This is a genomic window from Psychrobacter sp. Arc9 (genome assembly GCF_041431295.1).
Lineage (GTDB): Bacteria > Pseudomonadota > Gammaproteobacteria > Pseudomonadales > Moraxellaceae > Psychrobacter.
The window spans coordinates 92,072-110,633 of the sequence record NZ_JASMRK010000010.1 but is presented as its reverse complement, the minus strand read 5'-3'; the positions used below and the strand labels follow the sequence as shown (position 1 = coordinate 110,633).

The window sequence follows — 18,562 nt, the reverse complement described above, 5'->3', positions numbered from 1 at the left end:
CATATCATGTTTTAATAGTCTGTCAACTTCTTTTTTTAATTTGTTTCAACAAGTTAACTGGGTTATTAATGTGTAATCTACACACTAGCTACTTCCAGCTCGTCTTGATGAGGTGCGTATTATAGACGGTTTAACTTTTGTGTCAACCCGTTTTATTAATGTTTTTGAACTTATTTTAAGAGAGAAACAAATCTGTATTTCTTTCAATGGGTTATAAAACTGAGGATTTCTATTTTCTTTAATACTAGTGTGCAATACCATTTAGTTCATCAGTTTCCATTAAAGACCAGCTTTATCTAATCCTCATAACTGGACTTATTCATCTTGATATTCTTACATATTTCTCTTAAGCAGATGATCTATGATGTTTTTGAATGTTGATATTCATATAACTAGCACTATATAGAAGCTAAGTTATTCGGGGTTATATGATGCTTTCAATATATTGTCCTATATAGTTCAGTATTTGATACTACCTTTATCATAAGATATGGCTCTTATATTAGTCGTCGCGCAATCCCTTGATATCTAGTGTTGAGAGACGGTTTTTGCTATAATAGGTATTTTGCTGCATTACTTATATATGTTGGCTGTTGTATTATTCATATAGCGAAATGCATTTTGCTGCAATGCTATTGATTAACTGGCCTTAAGCCTTACATCAGCTCTAGCTTAGATAGTCATAGTAAAACTCTAGGTAATGCGTCCCTTTCACAACATATCACGATGATTAGATATAATTGATGTGGTCTCACGGTTATATGATTGATGGTTGCAATCATCACTGCCAACGGACCCAATAATAGGCGAATAGATTATGGTAGCGATTACTTTACCCGATGGTAGTGTAAAAGACTTTGAAGGTCATACAACAGTCATGGAAGTGGCGCAAAGTATTGGGACAGGACTCGCTAAAGCGACGGTTGCTGGACGTGTAAATGGTCATCTAGTAGATGCACATGATCCTATCGTCGCTGATGCCAATGTTGAAATCGTAACGCCAAAAGACAACGACGGTGTTGATATTATTCGTCACTCATGCGCTCACCTGTTAGGTCATGCTGTTAAACAGCTCTACCCTGATGTGAAAATGGTCATTGGTCCTGTTATTGATGATGGTTTTTATTACGATATCTTTAGTGAAACGCCATTTACGCCTGAGCATATGGAAGCGATTGAAAAACGCATGATGGAGCTGATCAAGCAAGATTATGACGTTATCAAGAAAATGACGCCCCGTGCCGAAGCGATTGAGATATTTGAATCACGTAACGAAGACTATAAGTTAAAGCTTATTAATGATATGCCAGGTGAAGAAGCCTTCGGTTTGTATCATCATCAAGAATACGTGGATATGTGCCGTGGCCCGCATGTGCCAAACACGCGCTTTTTAAAAGTATTTAAACTGACCAAAATGTCAGGTGCTTATTGGCGCGGCGATGCGAAAAATGAGCAGTTACAACGTATCTATGGTACTGCGTGGGCTGATAAGAAACAGCTAAAAGCTTATATCCAGCGTATTGAAGAAGCAGAAAAACGTGACCATCGTAAAATCGGTAAAGCGCTGAACCTATTTCATATGCAAGAGCAAGCGCCAGGTATGGTGTTCTGGCATGCTAATGGTTGGACGATTTATCAAGTACTTGAGCAATATATGCGCAAAGTACAATACGATAACGGCTACGAAGAGATTAAGACACCTCAAATCGTTGATCGCAGCTTGTGGGAGCGTTCAGGACATTGGGGCAACTATGCAACCAATATGTTCACGACTTCTAGCGAAAACCGTGATTATGCAGTAAAACCGATGAACTGCCCTTGTCACGTGCAAGTGTTTAATCAAGGTTTAAAGTCTTATCGTGATCTACCATTACGTATGGCTGAATTTGGTTCTTGCCATCGCAATGAGCCATCAGGATCATTACATGGTCTGATGCGTGTACGTGGTTTTACGCAAGATGATGCGCATATTTTCTGTACGCAAGCACAGATTCAACAAGAAGTTGCTGACTTTATTAAGCTAACGCTCGCTGTCTATGAAGATTTTGGTTTTGACAATATCATTATGAAGCTTTCTACCCGCCCTGAAAAACGTGTTGGTAGTGATGAGTCTTGGGACTTTGCAGAAAAGGCTCTTGCAGATGCGCTTGATAGCTCAGGGCTAGACTGGGATTACTTACCTGGCGAAGGTGCATTCTATGGTCCAAAGATTGAGTTTAGTCTAAAGGATTCATTAGGACGCATTTGGCAGTGTGGCACTATTCAGGTTGATCCGAATATGCCTGAACGACTAGATGCAGAGTTCGTCAATGAGCAAAACGATCGTGAAGTACCTATTATGTTGCACCGTGCAATCTTAGGGTCGTTTGAGCGTTTCATCGGTATTTTGATCGAAAACTATGCCGGTTGGATGCCAGTATGGCTAGCACCGCAGCAAGTTGTGGTCATGAATATCACCGATAAACAGGCTGATGCATGCGAAAACGTAGTTAGCGAGCTTAAAAATGCAGGTTTGCGCGCTATTAGCGACTTGCGTAACGAAAAGATTGGATTTAAGATACGAGAGAAAACATTAGAACGTATTCCCTATATGCTAGTATTAGGGGATAAAGAAGTCGAATCGGGCAGTGTCAACGTCCGAACTCGTGAAGGTGAGAACCTTGGCGTGATGAGTGTTTCTGAATTTATTACATTAGTACAGACCGCTGTCAGTAAAAAAGGCCGACAGACCCCAAAAACAGATGAGGAGTAATACCTATTAAACAGTCCAACCGTTTGAACATCAACGAAGATATCAATGTCAAAGAAGTCCGTCTCGTTAAAGAAGATGGCGAGCAAATGGGCGTGGTTGATATCGCAACCGCGATGAAAGCGGCACGTGATGAAAATCTAGATTTGGTTGAATTAGTTCCTGAAGCTAAGCCGCCAGTATGTAAGATCATGGATTATAAGCACTTCCTCTATGATCAAAAGCAAAAGGCTAAAGAAGCTAAGAAGAACCAAAAGCAGACTCAGCTGAAAGAGATGAAGCTACGTCCTAGTACCGAAGAGGCCGATTATCAGGTTAAACTGAGAAAAATCGTGAGCTTCTTGGAAGATCAAGACAAAGTTAAAATTAGCATCCGTTTCCGCGGACGTGAAATGGCGCACCAAGACATCGGTCGCAAACAACTTGATCGTATCATTGAAGATACTGCTGATATCTCAAACGTCGAACAGTACCCTAAGATGGAAGGTCGTCAGATGGGTATGCTGCTTGGACCCACTAAGAAAAAGTAATCTGTTTATTGGATTGCTTTGAGTGGTGGCTGTTAGTCTATATAGCTATTTATAACTCTAACCATCAATATGCTGCGGGATATTGATGGTTTTTTATTATTTGGACTCAAAAACGGCAGTAATGAACGCAGCTATATTGAACATAAATAGCCTAGCATCATTGATTGACGCTATTTTACAAAACCCACCTTCTCAACTTTCTGATTACACGGTAATCTAAAGGTCTAGTTATATTTACTAGTTAGTATTTAGCAGTAACTAATGATCATTTGATAAAAATTAGTACGAGCTAAAAACATTTTATAAATGTATAAAAGCTAAGTGTATAAATAAAAACAATGTATATCACGACTGTCAGAGTCGTTGAAAAAAACACTTCCCTTCTCCGATATCAGAGGATATTTCATGCAAGAATTGACGCCACCAGAAAACGCTACAACTCCCAGTATCTCTCTAACAGCACCTGAACCTGTCAAAGAAATACAGAAAAGTGAAGCAGATCAGATGGTCAAATTGGATGAAAGCCAAATTCCTGAGCTCGATGCCAAGGTTGATGCTTTTGTTGATCATGTGCTTACCAACTCTGTGCATAGCGATGAGTTTCGACAAAATGTGCAGTCTATTCATAATCTAGGTACCAAAGAGATTCGTGAATCTGCGCAAGTATCTAATCGAATGTTAGATTTGCCTGCAAAAAGTCTTAATGACAGTTTATTCGACAACTCTCCTATCGCCAAATCATTGACGGAACTACGCGGGATTGTCGAAGACTTAGATCCGAGCAAAAAAGAGCTGACCAGCTCACGCAAGTTGTTCGGTCTCATTCCCTTCGGCAATAAGGTGCAAGATTATTTCCGTCAGTATGAATCAGCACAATCACATATCAATGCGGTCGTTACCAGTCTCTACAATGGTAAAGATGAATTGCTCAAAGACAATGCGATGATTGAGCAAGAAAAAGTCAATATGTGGGAGCTGATGCAGTCTATTCGCCAGTATGTCTATGTTGGCAAAAAAATTGATGAGCAACTTGAGCAGAAGGTCTATGCGATAGAAGCAACAGATCCAGAAAAAGCGCGCATCATTAAAGAAGAGATGTTGTTCTATGTCCGTCAAAAAAACACTGACTTTTTAACCCAGTTAGCAGTGAATGTACAAGGCTATTTGGCGCTTGATACCATTCGCCGTAATAACTTAGAGCTGATTAAAGGTGTCGATCGCGCAACCACGACGACGGTATCTGCACTACGCACGGCTGTTGTCGTTGCTCAAGCCATGACCAATCAAAAATTGGTATTAGATCAAATCACTGCTTTGAATAAAACCACCAGTAGTTTGATTGAATCAACTTCAGCGATGCTCAAGCGTCAGTCAGGTGAAATCCATGAGCAGGCGACCAGCAGTAGCATTGAGCTTGATAAACTGCAAAATGCCTTCAATAATGTCTATGACACTATGGATATGATTAGCAATTATAAAATTGAAGCACTAGAGAATATGAAGCAAACGGTCAATACATTGACCACTGAAGTAGATAAAGCACAAAAATACTTGGATAAATCAAATCAGACTACGGTGTTAGAAGTCTCAAAAGAGTTGGATAGTAAAAAAATCACTAACCAATCGAGCAATGTCGATATCGATATTTGATTTATCCCTATAGCGGTCGCCAGAAAACTGACCGCTTCCTGCTACCGAATACACATAAGACAATTGACGCAAGATATTGCAACGTCGTTCGTGTTAAGATAGCCACTATTAATAATTTTAAAAATAGATACGGTAATTTATGAGTTGGAATGATCCAAACGCCTCAAGTGAGGCAAAAAAATATGATAACCCGATTCCTAGTCGTGAGCTGATACTCAGCACGATTAATGAACATGGGGAAGTCACGCATCAGCAATTGGCAAAAGCCTTTAACATTGATGACCCTGATCAGTTTGACGCTTTGGGCAATCGTCTAAAAGCAATGGCACGTGATGGCCAAGTGAATCGTGATGGTCGTCCTTATCGCTATCGCACAGTGACCAAGCAAGATATCGTTTCAGGTACAGTGTCTGCCCATCCAAAAGGTTTTGGTTTTGTGGTGCTAAGTGATATGCCAGATTTGTTTTTACATGAAAAACAAATGCGCTGGGTATTCAATGGCGACACGGTAGCAGCCGTCGGCACTTCGACAGACAATCGTGGACGTACCGAAGGGCGTATCGTCGATGTTGTCGAACGCCGCCAAAACAACTTTATCGGTACACTTGCTCGTGATGAAGACGGCTATTGTGTTGAGCTTGGTAGCCCGAACAATCATCAACCGATTACGGTTACTGATGACAATGTTCAGGCGCTAAATATCAAACAAGGCGCTCCTGTTAAAGTCGATATCATTGACTGGCCAAACCAGCATGAATTTGCCACTGGTAAAATCACTGAAGTGCTGTCTGACGATAATGATCGTGAATTGATTATTGAGACTACCCTGCTCAACTATGATATTCCATCAGATTTTAGCGAAGCTGCGCTTAAACAAGCTGATGACTATCAGGAGCCAACCGAAAAAGACATAAAAGGCCGCACAGACATACGTCATCTACCGCTTGTCACTATCGATGGCGAAGATGCTCGTGACTTTGACGATGCTGTATTTGCTGAAAAGCGTTCTGGTGGTAACTACCGTGTCGTGGTTGCGATTGCGGACGTCAGCTATTATGTGACACCGAATTCACCACTTGACCAAGATGCTTATGAGCGTGGTACTTCAGTATACTTCCCGCATCGCGTGATTCCAATGTTGCCTGAAGTATTATCTAACGGCCTATGTTCATTGAACCCTAATCTAGATCGCTTATGTATGGTTGCTGATATCAAGATATCGCGTGCCGGTAAAGTGACTGGATATGAGTTCTATCCGTCAGTGATGCACTCACAAGCACGTCTAACTTATAATCAAGTAAATGATTATCTTGTGAACCCAAATGATAAGAGATTACCTAAATCACTGACAGGTAATAAAGACGTTAAAAAATCTGTTGATACGTTACATCAATTGTATGAGCTACTGCTTAAAAAGCGTGAAGAACGTCATGCAATGGAATTCGAAACAGTTGAAACGTATATCAAGTTTAACGAGAAAGGCGGAATCGAAGCGATTTTACCACGCACTCGTGGCGACTCTCAGAAGCTAATCGAAGAATGTATGCTGCTTGCCAATACTTGTGCGGCAAACTTCGCGCTTAAGCATGAGTTACCAGTTTTATATCGTAACCATGATAAGCCTGATAATGAGAAGTCGATGCGTATTCATGAATATGCAAAAAACTTTGGCTTACCATTCCCCGAAGAGAATCCAACGCAAGCGGATTATCAGCGGATTATCGAAGCGACCAAAGACAGACCAGATGCCATCAGTATTCATAGCATGCTGCTGCGTTCAATGATGCAAGCAAATTATGCACCTGACAATATTGGTCACTTTGGCTTAGCATATGACGAATATAGCCACTTTACCTCGCCAATTCGTCGTTATCCAGATTTGATGCTGCATCGTGCGATTAAGGCAAAAGTTACCAACAGCCCACAGCCTGTTATGGACTTTTCTCTTGAAGGTGCTGGTACACAAACGTCAGATACAGAACGCCGTGCAGAAAAAGCATCACGTTATGTAGAATCTTGGCTCAAGTGTCACTATATGACCGATCATGTCGGTGAAGAATTTGAAGGCGTTGTGACTACGGTTACTAGCTTTGGTCTATTCGTCACATTGACTGACTTATATATCGACGGTTTGGTTCATATTTCAAACGTTGGCGATGACTTCTTTGTCTACGATGAGCAGCAACAGCAGCTTATCGGTAAGGATAAAGGCACGCTATTTGGACTGGGCGATTCAGTTAAGGTGAAGGTTGCGGGTGTCAACATGGACCTGCTACAAATTGATTTTGATTTGAAGGCTAAATTGCAATCTAGTGCAATGAACCAAAGCAAAAAAGGTCAACCGAAGAAAGAACAGCCTAAGAAAACCCCAGCGAAAAGAAGCAGCAACCGCAGAGGCGCTGCCAAAAAAAGCTAAGCTTAGACTGATACTTAGATACTGATGTTGTAATACAATAAAAAAGGCTAACGTAATCGTTAGCCTTTTTTATGCTGTGTACTTTTCAATCATCAATGATATAGCTATTTATTGTGCCTATTGCGCATCGTCTAATTGCTCTACACGGTCTTGCTCGGCTTGCTGCGCTTGATCAATTTTGCTAGTAGCACTATCTACGATAGCTTTCGGCTGTTGACTAAGTGGCTGGCTAGTAATATCTGTATCAGAGGTAGCTACTGTAGAATCAGGCTGTTCAGCCGCTACGCTACTGGCTGCGATCTCTCTATTTTGTTCGCGACTATTGCCATTGATGATGTTGAAGCCGAGTAATGCCACAATACCAATTACTGCAAAGATAATGACGTGTTTCATTTCCATAAAAAGCCCCGTATTTGAATAACTACCAAATATAGATTCTGTTGCACTTTTTATGCCTAAACTTTATTTAACGTTTAATATCTATTCTTGAGGACTATTATTATTCAATAAATCCGTCTCATCTGAGCTTTGAGCAATCTCTTGCTCGACTTTTTCCATCAGCTTATCGTCAGGACGGGCATCGAGAACATCATTAGCACTGCGACCTTGCAGAATGGTTTTGGCTCGAGCCTTGGCTTGTTTTTTATCTTGGTCATCCGTATGACTCTCGCTGACCTGATTTTTTTCAGCAGATTCAGGAATCGTCGGCGTAATCGTCATATCAGATTGAACATTATTAGCATTGCTGACACTGCTTTGCATGTGCTCAAAGGCTTTTTCTAACTTATTGTTGAAGCGCAGACGATAAATAGGCTCAGGTAAGCTAAAGCCTTTATCTTCTAGTGCGTGCTTGGTTTCACGAATGGCGATACTGCGTGCTTTGGCAAAGTCAGTCTCTGATTGATCTACCCAAACCTGAAATTCCAAAACAATATTAGAATCACCCACATTGGTAATAACCGCAATCGCCTTTGGTTCATTCAACACAAACGCCAGCGTATGTATCGCATCCAATCCGACTTTGATTGCTGCTAATGGATCATCATTGGCATCAACGCCCAATTCAAAAGTAAATCGGCGCTCAGGATTTTTGGTATAGTTTAGAATCGTACCTTTAAAGACTTCAGCATTAGGAATACGTAACTGATTACCATCTAATGTCATCAGTATCGTCGCGCGCGAGGTCAAACGAACCACGATGCCCTCTTGCCCATTAATCACGATATGGTCACGAGCACGAAAAGGTTGGCGAATGCTCAGCATTAGTGAAGCGATATAATTCTCGATAGTATCTTTGACTGCGAAACCAACCGCAATACCAATGACACCTGCACCACCAAGCAATGTGCCTAAAATAGTCTCTGCACCTATAAGACTTAGTCCTAGAATCAGACCAAAGATAATAAAGATGACTTTGACTGTTTGTGACAGCAGCTCAGCGACAAATGGATTGGGCGTCAGACGTTGCCACATTTTTTTGCGATTAGATAACCAGCTGCCAAACCATGCTACCAAGGCAAATATAACAATGCCGACCAATAGTAGCGGCAGCGCCTTCACAAGATTGGTCACCTGCGCTTTTAGACCTTGATAGACCGTTGAGACATTCTCTTGAACATCTAGTGTACGGTTAATTCTGTCTTCTACAGTGACGACATCTGTTAGACGGTTGGTTAGGTTAATAGCTTGTTGTGCTTTTTTTTCGTTGGCTGTTTCTCCCGTTAGGGTAACGACCCCTTGGGTGACACTAACGTTGACGGCTTGTAAGCCTTCGATTTCAGAGAAAATACCGCTGATACGTTGACGAATGTCGTTGTCTTTTTGCGGTGTGGGTGTAGTCTCGATTTGAGCATTATTAGTGCTTTCGCCACTGATTACTGGCGGTGGAGCAGGCGTTGGCAATGAGCTGTCAAGTTCTGTTGTATCACCTGTTGATGTTTCATTTTCTGATGTGGCAGAATTATCGTTAGATACGCTTTCCTCTGTCGTTTCTACACCTTCAGTTGTCTCCATACCTAGTGCTGCTGCGATACCAGAAATTTCTTCACTGGCAGCATGCGCTGAAAACGCAAAAAGGATGCTTAGTAGCAACACTATTTGACCCCACGCTTTTATAAAAATGCGTACTATCGGACGGTCAATATAAGTGGCCATAAGCATCCTTTATTTTTTACGGATTTTCTCGCTTAGCTTGTTGTTGGTAACTGGCTATCTGGATTTAGCTATCTAAATAAAGCTGCGCTTCGCTCAAATTCAACGTGCCTTCATAGATAGCACGACCAGTGATGATACCTTCGATACAATCACCATACGGCTTTAACAGCTCGATATCTTTCATATCAGTAACGCCGCCTGATGCAATCACAGGTAATCCGCCTTCACGCGCCAAATTAACAGTTTGTTCGACGTTGACTCCTTGCATCATGCCATCACGGGCGATATCAGTATAAACGATTGATGACACGCCTACATCTGCAAAGCGCTTAGCAAGCTCGGTCGCTTTGGTATCTGTCACGTTTGCCCAGCCATGAGTAGCTACCATACCGTCTTTGGCATCGATACCGACGATGATATGCCCTGCAAATTCGCGGCAAGCTTCCGCGACAAAATTAGGATCCTCAACGGCTTTTGTACCGATAATGATATACGTCAAACCTGCGGTAATATACTGCTCGATGGTATTCATGTTACGTACACCGCCGCCCAATTGAATAGGCAGGTTCGGGTAGGCTTTGGTAATATCATTGACTACTTGTCTATGTACTGGCACGCCATCAAAAGCACCATTCAAATCGACCAAATGTAAGCGACGCGCGCCTTCATCTACCCAACGCGCTGCCATGGCAACTGGGTCATCTGAGAACACCGTATCATCTTCCATACGGCCTTGTTTTAAACGTACACACTTACCATCTTTTAAATCAATAGCCGGGATAATGACAGGCACAGCACACATATAGCATTCCTTATAAAGCACAAGATTGGCAATAAATTTAGTAAATTAAAATTTTGAGAATGAAACGTTATTGAAGCGTCAAATAACGATAGAAAACGCTGCTTAAAAGTAGCATAAATTATGGACAGATCGAAAACCAAGACATCGCTAAGTTAGCAATCTGTTTGAATACAAATAAGAAAGACAGAAACTAGACAATCATAACCATAAGTTTTAGTACGTAGAATCACTACCAACAATCGTTAAATTCTATTACTGACTGGCAATTTTAGGTCAATTTAGCGTATAATCCTAGGTAAATTTTTATTTGTTTCTATGTGATAGTAACCATGTGTTACGCTTTTTGTTGAGTTGTTACAGCTCACTAATACAGCATGGTGATCAGGATGGATCGAGCAATCGTTCAATACGCCAATAAAATATTGGCCAAGAAATTGCTAAAAAGGACTATCTGAAAAAATCTCAACCAATAGTCTCTAAACCATCGATTCTGCGGTATTTAACCTTAATTAGATGTCTTGCAAGTCCCTATCACTAGCTAACTATATTAAAACCGTTACGATTAAAACTATAGCAGCTTATAATAAGTGAGGTTTGCTTATCAGTTGCTTAGCTAGTTTGTCTTTTAACCAGTATATCATCTACCTTAATAGATCGTTATTTGGCCACACTCTTATTCTATCGAATATCTTTGAACGATATTAGTGAACGAGAGAGGGTCAAACATACTGGTGTTACAAGTTTTAAATTTCAATGAAACGTGTGATAAAGCCATTTGTATTTAAACCAGTCTCTTTTAGCCATGCGCTGTAGCGATTGATTTCGATGAAACGGTTTTAGCATACACCTTGGTAGCCAGTCGCCACTTTGGTAATTCGAATAAGACATTAACGTGTTGTTAAGGAGTCTAAGGTCAGCGTTAATACTCTTACTAGTAGTTATGATCATGTATTGTCTTCACAGAGCTTTCATCCCTATTTCACTATAAAGGAAATAGGCGATTGAAGGCTTTGTTGAGTGATACAAATGTTCATGCTACCGATATACCAAACAGGACGTCTGGTATCGTTTTAGACTATGGACTAAGTTTTCGCTTATGATTACCATCAAAAAAGGTTTGGATTTGCCCATCACTGGTGAACCCTCCCGCGAGATATCTGAGCACCAACCGACACATGTAGCACTTGTTGGCTATGATTATGTGGGCATGAAGCCCACTATGAATGTCAAAGAAGGTGACATTGTAGCCAAAGGTCAGCCCGTTTATGAAGACAAAAAACGTGTTGGCGTGATCTACACTGCCCCTGCTGCCGGTAAGGTCGTCGCTGTTAAACGTGGCGAACGTCGAGTGTTTGAGAGTCTTGTGATTGCGGTCGACCCAAATGGTGAAGAAGTAGACTTTGAGCGCTATGACTCACAGCAGCTTGCTGACCTAGACTCTGAAGTCGTTGAAACCCAACTGATTGCCTCTGGTGAATGGACGGCGTTCCGTACGCGTCCTTATAGCCGCGCACCCGAAATCGGCGCTCGTCCACATGCCATCTTTGTCACAGCAATGGATACCAATCCACTTGCCTTTGACCCGATGCTTGTGATCAATGAGCAGCTACAAGCGTTCAATGATGGACTTGCTGTATTATCTACGCTTAGTCCAAAGACCTTTGTCTGCCATCACGGCGATACCCAACTGACGCCAGTTGCAAAAACTGCAGCGAATAACGTCACTGAGTATCATGGTTTTGCTGGTAAGCATCCAGCTGGTCTTGCTGGTACGCACATTCATTTCTTGCACCCTATCAGCCGCGGTGTAACCGTATGGACGATTGGTTATCAAGACGTGATCGCCATCGGTAAATTATTTACGACAGGTCGTCTATATACGCGCCGTATGGTGAGCTTAGCAGGACCTGCGGTCACTAACCCGCAGTTGGTTATGACTGAGCGCGGTGCTGATATCACTGCATTAACCAAAGGTAAGCTGGCTGCTGGCGAGAACCGTATCATTTCAGGTTCAGTATTGTCTGGTCGCAAAGTGTTTGAAAACATCGCCTATTTGGGTCGTTTTCACAATCAGATCAGCGTCTTGACTGAAGGTCGTGAGCGTCCTGCGTTCCATTTCTTTACTCCAGGTAAAAACCGCTTCTCAAAACTGCCTATCTATATTTCGCAGTTTTTTGGTGGCAAAAAATACGACTTTACTACGACCAGTAACGGCTCACCACGAGCCATGGTACCAATCGGTGTCTATGAAGAAGTCATGCCACAAGATTACCTACCAACTCAATTACTACGTGCATTGATTGTCGAAGACATCATTAGCGCAGTAGATTTGGGTGTGCTTGAACTGGACGAAGAAGATTTGGCACTATGCACCTTTGTATCTCCTGGCAAATATGAATTCGGTGATATTTTGCGTGATAACTTAACGCGCATTGAGCTGGAGGGCTAACCACGATGAAATTTTTACACAATATGTTCGATCGTATGGAGCCATCTTTCACCAAAGGCGGCAAACACGAAAAGTACTACGCTATTTTTGAGATGTTTGATACGTTCTTACGTCAACCAAGCTCAACCACTTATGCATCATCGCATGTACGTGACGGGATTGACCTAAAGCGTATTATGATTACCGTATGGCTATGTACGTTCCCAGCGATGTTTTGGGGTATGTACAATATTGGTCATCAAGCACTAACCGCTATCGCTCAGCTTGGATTGCAGCCAGAAGGTTGGCGTACTGTGATCACTAGCATGGCAGGCTATAATCCAGACAGTATCTGGGCAAGTTTCGTCTATGGTGCGATGCAGTTTTTGCCTATTTATATCGTGACGTTTGCGGTAGGTATTCTTTGTGAGATTATCTTTGCTGTCGTCCGTGGACACGAAGTTAACGAAGGTTTCTTTGTGACTTCAGTTCTATTTGCATTATGTCTACCACCTGATATTCCTTTATGGCAAGTCGCCCTAGGTATTATCTTCGGTGTGGTTGTCGCAAAAGAAGTGTTCGGTGGTACTGGTAAAAACTTCCTTAACCCTGCCCTATCGGGTCGTGCATTCTTATACTTTGCTTATCCAGCCTATATGTCTGGTGACTCAGTATGGACAGCAGTAGATGGTTTCTCAGGTGCAACCCCTCTTGGCCTTGCAGCCCTTGGTGTGGTTCCTCAGGACTTCGTCGATGTCTATGGTAATGCCATCACGTGGAGTGATGCATTCTTAGGTAACATGCAAGGTAGTATCGGTGAAGTATCGACGCTAGCTATCCTAATGGGTGCGGCAGTGTTGCTATGGACGCGTATTGCTTCTTGGCGCATTATGGCAGGTTGTGTGGTCGGTCTGATTGCGACGTCTCTTGTATTCAACATGATTGGCTCTGAAGACAATATGATGATGAGCTTGCCGTTCTACTGGCACTTGGTTATCGGTGGCTTTGCTTTCGGTGCTGTATTTATGGCAACCGATCCAGTATCAGCTGCGCATACAAACAAAGGCCGCTGGGCTTACGGTATCTTGATTGGTTTTATGACCGTATTGATTCGCGTCATCAACCCTGCTTTCCCAGAAGGCATCATGCTGGCAATTCTATTCGCCAACTTATTTGCTCCATTGTTTGATTACTTTGTGACTCAAGCAAATATCAAACGCCAAACCGCTCGGAGGGTTCGCTATGTCCAAGCCCAAAAGTAATAACGCGAAAACCATCAGTGTGGCTTTGACGCTATGCTTGGTGTGTTCAGTGTTGGTCTCAGCAGTGGCTGTTGGTCTAAAGCCTGCGCAAGTTGAAAACGCTCGTTTAGACCGTAACAAAAACATCTTAGTCGCGGCTGATATGTATGACGCTGAGTCTGATACAGCAGATGATGTCGCCGAACGTTTTAAAGACTTTGAAGTCAAAATTATTGATCTAAACGAAGGTACTTATCTCGATGACGATGCGCTAAAAACTGCTGGCATCCCTGATCGTAATGCTTATGACGCCAGTCAAGCGACAAAAAACCAAGCTTTAAGTGAAGACTTGGGTGACAACGATCCTGCTGGTATTGGTCGTAAGCCAAAGTATGCCAAAGTCTATGTCAAAAATGATGATGCCGGTCAGCCAGAAACGGTTGTATTGCCAATTCAGGGCTACGGTCTATGGGGCACTATCTATGGTTTCTTAACGCTCGAAAGTGATATGAATACCATCAAAGGTATCAGTTTCTACGAGCATAAAGAAACCCCAGGTCTTGGCGCTCGTATCGAAGAGCCAGAATGGCGTGCAAAGTGGAGCGGTATCGAGTCTTATGACGAGAATGGTAACGTTGCCACTGGTGTAACCAAAGCTGGTAACCCAAAAGAAAACTGGGTTGATGGCATCAGCGGTGCGACATTGACTAGCCGCGGCGTCAGCAATATGATTCAGTTTTGGTTAGGTGAGCAAGGTTATAAGCCTTATCTAGATACGCTACGCGAAAAGAGCGGCCAAACGGTTGAAGGTGCAGACACGCAAGCAAATCAATCAAAGCCGGCAGCTCAACCTAAAACCGAATTGGCAGCCAAGCTACCAGTAGCAAACGGCAAGGAGGCATAACATGGCTGACACTAAAAGCATTTTAACCACGCCTATCTTTGATAATAACCCTATTGCCCTACAGATCCTTGGTATCTGTTCGGCATTGGCTGTCACCACCAGCATGGCTAACGCTATGGTCATGTGTGTGGCATTGACCTTGGTAACGGCATTTTCAAGCTTCTTTATCTCGATTATCCGTAAGCAGATTCCATCAAGCATTCGTATCATCGTACAGATGACGATTATTGCTTCGTTGGTTATCTTGGTTGATCAGGTACTAAAAGCAGTTGCTTATGACGTCAGTAAAGGTTTGTCAGTTTTCGTTGGTCTGATTATCACGAACTGCATCGTTATGGGCCGTGCCGAAGCATTTGCTATGAGCAACCCACCAGTCCCAAGCTTTTTAGATGGTATTGGTAACGGTCTTGGTTACTCAGCAGTACTACTATTCGTTGCAACTATCCGTGAGCTATTGGGTGCTGGTACTTGGTTCGGTATTACGATTCTACAGCCAGTCACTGATGGCGGTTGGTACATACCAAACGGTCTATTACTGTTACCACCATCAGCGTTCTTTATCATTGGTTTGTTCATCGCTGTTGTCCGTATCTGGAAACCAGAACAAGTTGAAGAAGCTGAGTTTGTAATGAAGCCGCAGTCTAAAGGCATGGCACATGGAGGCGGTCACTAATGGGACATTATGTTAGTTTATTTATAACCTCAGTCTTTATTGAGAACATGGCGCTTGCCTACTTCTTAGGCATGTGTACTTTTTTGGCCGTATCCAAAAAAGTCTCTACAGCGATTGGTCTAGGTGTTGCTGTTGTTGTCGTGATGGCAATTACCGTTCCACTAAACAATTTACTATTCCAGTTCATCCTAAAAGATGGTGCGCTGGCATGGGCAGGGTTCCCTGATATCGACTTGAGCTTCTTAGGATTGCTAAGTTATATCGGTTTGATTGCAGCCACCGTACAGATCCTAGAGATGTTCTTGGATAAGTTTGTACCGAGTCTATATAACGCGCTTGGGGTATTCTTACCACTAATCACCGTAAACTGTGCCATCTTGGGTGGTGTATTATTTATGGTTGAGCGTGACTATAACTTTGGTGAATCTGTTGTCTATGGTGTGGGTGCAGGCTTCGGTTGGGCACTTGCTATTACAGCATTGGCGGGTATCCGTGAAAAGCTAAAATACTCAGATATTCCAGCACCGCTGCGTGGTCTTGGTATTACTTTTATCACGGTTGGTCTTATGTCGCTCGGCTTTATGTCGTTCGGTGGTATGTCCATCTAAACCGCTAAGCTCAAAGCTTTCATTAGCTATTTGACTTATTTAATTCATTTATTCGGTAGAGGTTTGGGTACAGCATAGATTATGCTCCCACACCCCTACCCCATAGATTAAGGATACCTACCATGGATTACGCTACGGCGATTGGTGGCGTTGCTATGTTTACCTTGATCATCATGGGCCTCGTCGCTATTATTTTGGCGGCGCGCTCAAGACTGGTCAGTTCAGGCGATGTCACTATCCATATTAATGATAATCCCGATAATGATGTGGTGACACCAGCTGGCGGCAAACTACTACAAACGCTAGCGGGCGAAGGTATATTTTTATCTTCAGCTTGTGGTGGTGGTGGTACTTGTGCGCAGTGTCGTTGCCGCGTTATTGAAGGTGGTGGTTCTATTTTGCCCACCGAAGAAGGCTACTTTACTCAAGGTGAAATCCGCAATCACATGCGCTTAGCTTGTCAGGTAGCTGTTAAGCAAGACATGAAAATTGAGATTGACCCTGAGTTCTTTGATGTACAGAAATGGGAATGTGAAGTTATCTCTAACGATAACGTTGCCACTTTCATTAAAGAGCTGGTACTAAAAATTCCAGAAGGCGAAGAAGTAAACTTCCGCGCTGGTGGTTATGTACAGTTGGAAGCGCCACCGCATGAAGTGCACTACAAAGACTTTGTGGTTGATGAAGAATATAGAGAAGACTGGGAAAAATTCGGTATCTTCAACTATGTTTCAAAAGTTGATGAGCCAGTTATCCGTGCTTACTCAATGGCCAACTATCCTGAAGAGAAAGGCCTCATCAAATTTAACATCCGTATCGCAAGTCCACCGCCACGTGGTCCTGACGGTATTCCACCAGGCAAAATGTCTTCGTGGGTATTTAGCTTAGTACCTGGTGACAAAGTGACGGTTTCAGGTCCTTATGGTGAGTTCTTTGCCAAGAAGACTGAAGCTGAAATGATCTTTGTCGGTGGTGGTGCTGGTATGGCTCCCATGCGCTCGCATATCTTTGATCAGCTCAAGCGCTTGAAAACAGATCGTAAGATCAGTTTCTGGTATGGTGCTCGCTCGATTCGTGAAATGTTCTATGTTGAAGATTACGATCAGCTAGAAGAAGAGTTTGACAATTTTGAATGGCATGTGGCTCTGTCTGACCCATTACCAGAAGATAACTGGGAAGGTCCAACAGGCTTTATCCATAACGTGTTGCTCGAAAACTATCTGAAAGATCATCCAAACCCAGAAGACTGTGAATACTACATGTGTGGGCCACCGATGATGAACGCTGCTGTGATCGATATGCTACACAGCTTGGGCGTAGAAGACGAAAACATCATGCTTGATGATTTCGGTGGTTAAATAACCCCGCCAGATAAACTTAAAAGTGTATGTAAAAGAGTCTCAATTGAGGCTCTTTTTTTGTGCGATTTTTACACATAGTAATGCCGTTACAGACTACAAATCTAGCTAGTAGAGTCGCTTTATTATCCTATATGATGGACTATCTAAACATTGAGAAAGGACTCTTATGAAAACGAAATACAAAGATCTAACCATTTGGATTACAGGTGCCTCTAGCGGTATTGGAGAAGCCCTTGCCATAGCCTTTGCCAAAAAAGGTGCTCGGATTATTTTAAGTGGACGCGATCAGGACAGATTAGACACAGTCAAACAACGCTGCAAGCGTGCTGACACACATATTGTCATTCCCTTTGATATCAGTGATTCCAGTCAAGCAAAATCCGCTTATGAGATGGCACTAGCTCAAGTAGGAAAGATCGATTGGCTGATTAATAATGCCGGTATCAGTCAACGCGCACTTATCATGGATACCGATGAAGAGGTCGAGCGTCAAATCATGGAAATAGATTATTTTGCTCAGACGCGCCTTACTAGACTGGCACTGCCTGACATGATTGCACAAGGTGGCGGCAAAGTCGTGATGGTCTCGAGTGTGGCAGGCCTATTAGGTACACAATATCGCGGCGCTTATGGAGCAGCCAAGGCGGCACTGCATATGTGGGCAAATAGCTTGCGCGCTGAGCTACATGACCAAGGTATCGAAGTAGCCACGATATTCCCCGGGTTTATTCAGACCAACATCTCTATCAATGCATTGACTGGCGATGGTAGCGCACAAGGTACGATGGATGAGGCAACCAATAATGGTCTAACTGCGACTGAGTTTGCTAAACAAGTTGTGAAGGCGCTCGCCAAGGAAGAAGAATATATTATCGTCGCTGGTCGCAAAGAAAAACTGGCAACACGGGTCAACCGCGTCTCTCCGCCACAACTCTATAAGCTCATACGTGAGTCACAAGTAAAATAATTCGATCAACCGAACGAATTGTCGCTGAATGGTGCCTTCATTAGTATTTTTGGGTTCAAGGGGTGTAAAATAAGCGTGG

General features: G+C 42.7%; 14 protein-coding genes. 11 read left to right on the top strand and 3 right to left on the bottom strand.

All coding sequences use genetic code 11. The features are described from left to right. The first annotated feature begins 817 nt into the window (after positions 1–817). From thrS to rnr, 4 genes are all read left to right on the top strand, one after another. Entirely contained in the window at positions 818–2,752 is a 1,935-nt protein-coding gene (gene thrS / locus QO187_RS07655; protein ID WP_102094881.1) for a threonine--tRNA ligase, read from the top strand. A gap of 23 nt (positions 2,753–2,775) precedes the next feature. Next, entirely contained in the window at positions 2,776–3,279 is a 504-nt protein-coding gene (gene infC, locus QO187_RS07650; RefSeq protein WP_057762155.1) for a translation initiation factor IF-3, read from the top strand. 405 nt (positions 3,280–3,684) lie between these two features. Continuing rightward, positions 3,685–4,929 (top strand): toxic anion resistance protein, encoded by a 1,245-nt coding sequence (locus QO187_RS07645; RefSeq protein WP_057762157.1) that lies wholly within the window; start codon positions 3,685–3,687, stop codon positions 4,927–4,929. 139 nt (positions 4,930–5,068) lie between these two features. Then, positions 5,069–7,345, top strand: coding sequence for a ribonuclease R (rnr, locus tag QO187_RS07640; protein ID WP_101204722.1), 2,277 nt, complete (start codon positions 5,069–5,071; stop codon positions 7,343–7,345). Positions 7,346–7,462: 117 nt separating this feature from the next. On the opposite strand, the gene QO187_RS07635 is transcribed toward rnr, so the two are convergent. The 3 genes from QO187_RS07635 to hisA all read right to left on the bottom strand — a co-directional run bounded on the left by QO187_RS07635 (position 7,463) and on the right by hisA (position 10,301). Beyond that, positions 7,463–7,744: a hypothetical protein gene (locus QO187_RS07635; protein WP_102094880.1), complete on the bottom strand. Its 282-nt coding sequence runs from the start codon at positions 7,742–7,744 to the stop codon at positions 7,463–7,465. Positions 7,745–7,825: 81 nt separating this feature from the next. Continuing rightward, the gene (locus QO187_RS07630) at positions 7,826–9,499 is read right to left on the bottom strand and encodes a mechanosensitive ion channel family protein (RefSeq protein WP_102094879.1); all 1,674 of its coding nucleotides are present in this window, start codon (positions 9,497–9,499) and stop codon (positions 7,826–7,828) included. A 64-nt stretch (positions 9,500–9,563) separates the two neighbouring features. Next, positions 9,564–10,301 carry a 1-(5-phosphoribosyl)-5-[(5-phosphoribosylamino)methylideneamino]imidazole-4-carboxamide isomerase gene (gene hisA / locus QO187_RS07625; RefSeq protein ID WP_102094878.1) on the bottom strand — a complete coding sequence of 246 codons (738 nt, stop codon included), beginning with the start codon at positions 10,299–10,301 and terminating at the stop codon, positions 9,564–9,566. Positions 10,302–11,397: 1,096 nt separating this feature from the next. Between hisA and QO187_RS07620 the strand changes: the two genes are divergently transcribed. From QO187_RS07620 to QO187_RS07590, 7 genes are all read left to right on the top strand, one after another. Next, entirely contained in the window at positions 11,398–12,750 is a 1,353-nt protein-coding gene (locus tag QO187_RS07620; RefSeq protein ID WP_101204726.1) for a Na(+)-translocating NADH-quinone reductase subunit A, read from the top strand. 5 nt (positions 12,751–12,755) lie between these two features. Further along, a complete protein-coding gene (locus QO187_RS07615) occupies positions 12,756–13,991 on the top strand; it encodes an NADH:ubiquinone reductase (Na(+)-transporting) subunit B (protein ID WP_057762164.1) in 1,236 nt (411 codons plus the stop codon). Next, the gene (locus QO187_RS07610; RefSeq protein WP_057762167.1) at positions 13,972–14,874 is read left to right on the top strand and encodes a Na(+)-translocating NADH-quinone reductase subunit C; all 903 of its coding nucleotides are present in this window, start codon (positions 13,972–13,974) and stop codon (positions 14,872–14,874) included. Before QO187_RS07615 ends, QO187_RS07610 begins: the two co-directional genes overlap by 20 nt. A gap of 1 nt (position 14,875) precedes the next feature. Next, positions 14,876–15,547: an NADH:ubiquinone reductase (Na(+)-transporting) subunit D gene (locus QO187_RS07605; RefSeq protein WP_101204727.1), complete on the top strand. Its 672-nt coding sequence runs from the start codon at positions 14,876–14,878 to the stop codon at positions 15,545–15,547. Then, on the top strand, positions 15,547–16,155 hold the full coding sequence (nqrE, locus tag QO187_RS07600) for an NADH:ubiquinone reductase (Na(+)-transporting) subunit E (RefSeq protein WP_011281361.1): 609 nt from the start codon (positions 15,547–15,549) through the stop codon (positions 16,153–16,155). The genes QO187_RS07605 and nqrE overlap by 1 nt, the downstream gene beginning before the upstream one ends. 122 nt (positions 16,156–16,277) lie before the next feature. Next, the gene (gene nqrF, locus QO187_RS07595; protein WP_102094877.1) at positions 16,278–17,513 is read left to right on the top strand and encodes an NADH:ubiquinone reductase (Na(+)-transporting) subunit F; all 1,236 of its coding nucleotides are present in this window, start codon (positions 16,278–16,280) and stop codon (positions 17,511–17,513) included. Positions 17,514–17,682: 169 nt separating this feature from the next. Next, complete coding sequence (locus QO187_RS07590) at positions 17,683–18,483, top strand: SDR family oxidoreductase (RefSeq protein WP_102094876.1); 801 nt, start codon at positions 17,683–17,685, stop codon at positions 18,481–18,483. Positions 18,484–18,562: the final 79 nt, after the last annotated feature.

What these genes read in the sequence shown, in the direction of transcription:
- thrS (WP_102094881.1), top strand. Translation starts at nt 818, where the DNA reads ATGGTAGCGATTACTTTACCCGATGGTAGTGTAAAAGACTTTGAAGGT.
- QO187_RS07645 (WP_057762157.1), top strand. Translation starts at nt 3,685, where the DNA reads ATGCAAGAATTGACGCCACCAGAAAACGCTACAACTCCCAGTATCTCT.
- rnr (WP_101204722.1), top strand. Translation starts at nt 5,069, where the DNA reads ATGAGTTGGAATGATCCAAACGCCTCAAGTGAGGCAAAAAAATATGAT.
- QO187_RS07635 (WP_102094880.1), bottom strand. Translation starts at nt 7,744, where the DNA reads ATGGAAATGAAACACGTCATTATCTTTGCAGTAATTGGTATTGTGGCA.
- QO187_RS07630 (WP_102094879.1), bottom strand. Translation starts at nt 9,499, where the DNA reads ATGGCCACTTATATTGACCGTCCGATAGTACGCATTTTTATAAAAGCG.
- hisA (WP_102094878.1), bottom strand. Translation starts at nt 10,301, where the DNA reads ATGTGTGCTGTGCCTGTCATTATCCCGGCTATTGATTTAAAAGATGGT.
- QO187_RS07620 (WP_101204726.1), top strand. Translation starts at nt 11,398, where the DNA reads ATGATTACCATCAAAAAAGGTTTGGATTTGCCCATCACTGGTGAACCC.
- QO187_RS07615 (WP_057762164.1), top strand. Translation starts at nt 12,756, where the DNA reads ATGAAATTTTTACACAATATGTTCGATCGTATGGAGCCATCTTTCACC.
- QO187_RS07610 (WP_057762167.1), top strand. Translation starts at nt 13,972, where the DNA reads ATGTCCAAGCCCAAAAGTAATAACGCGAAAACCATCAGTGTGGCTTTG.
- QO187_RS07605 (WP_101204727.1), top strand. Translation starts at nt 14,876, where the DNA reads ATGGCTGACACTAAAAGCATTTTAACCACGCCTATCTTTGATAATAAC.
- nqrE (WP_011281361.1), top strand. Translation starts at nt 15,547, where the DNA reads ATGGGACATTATGTTAGTTTATTTATAACCTCAGTCTTTATTGAGAAC.
- nqrF (WP_102094877.1), top strand. Translation starts at nt 16,278, where the DNA reads ATGGATTACGCTACGGCGATTGGTGGCGTTGCTATGTTTACCTTGATC.
- QO187_RS07590 (WP_102094876.1), top strand. Translation starts at nt 17,683, where the DNA reads ATGAAAACGAAATACAAAGATCTAACCATTTGGATTACAGGTGCCTCT.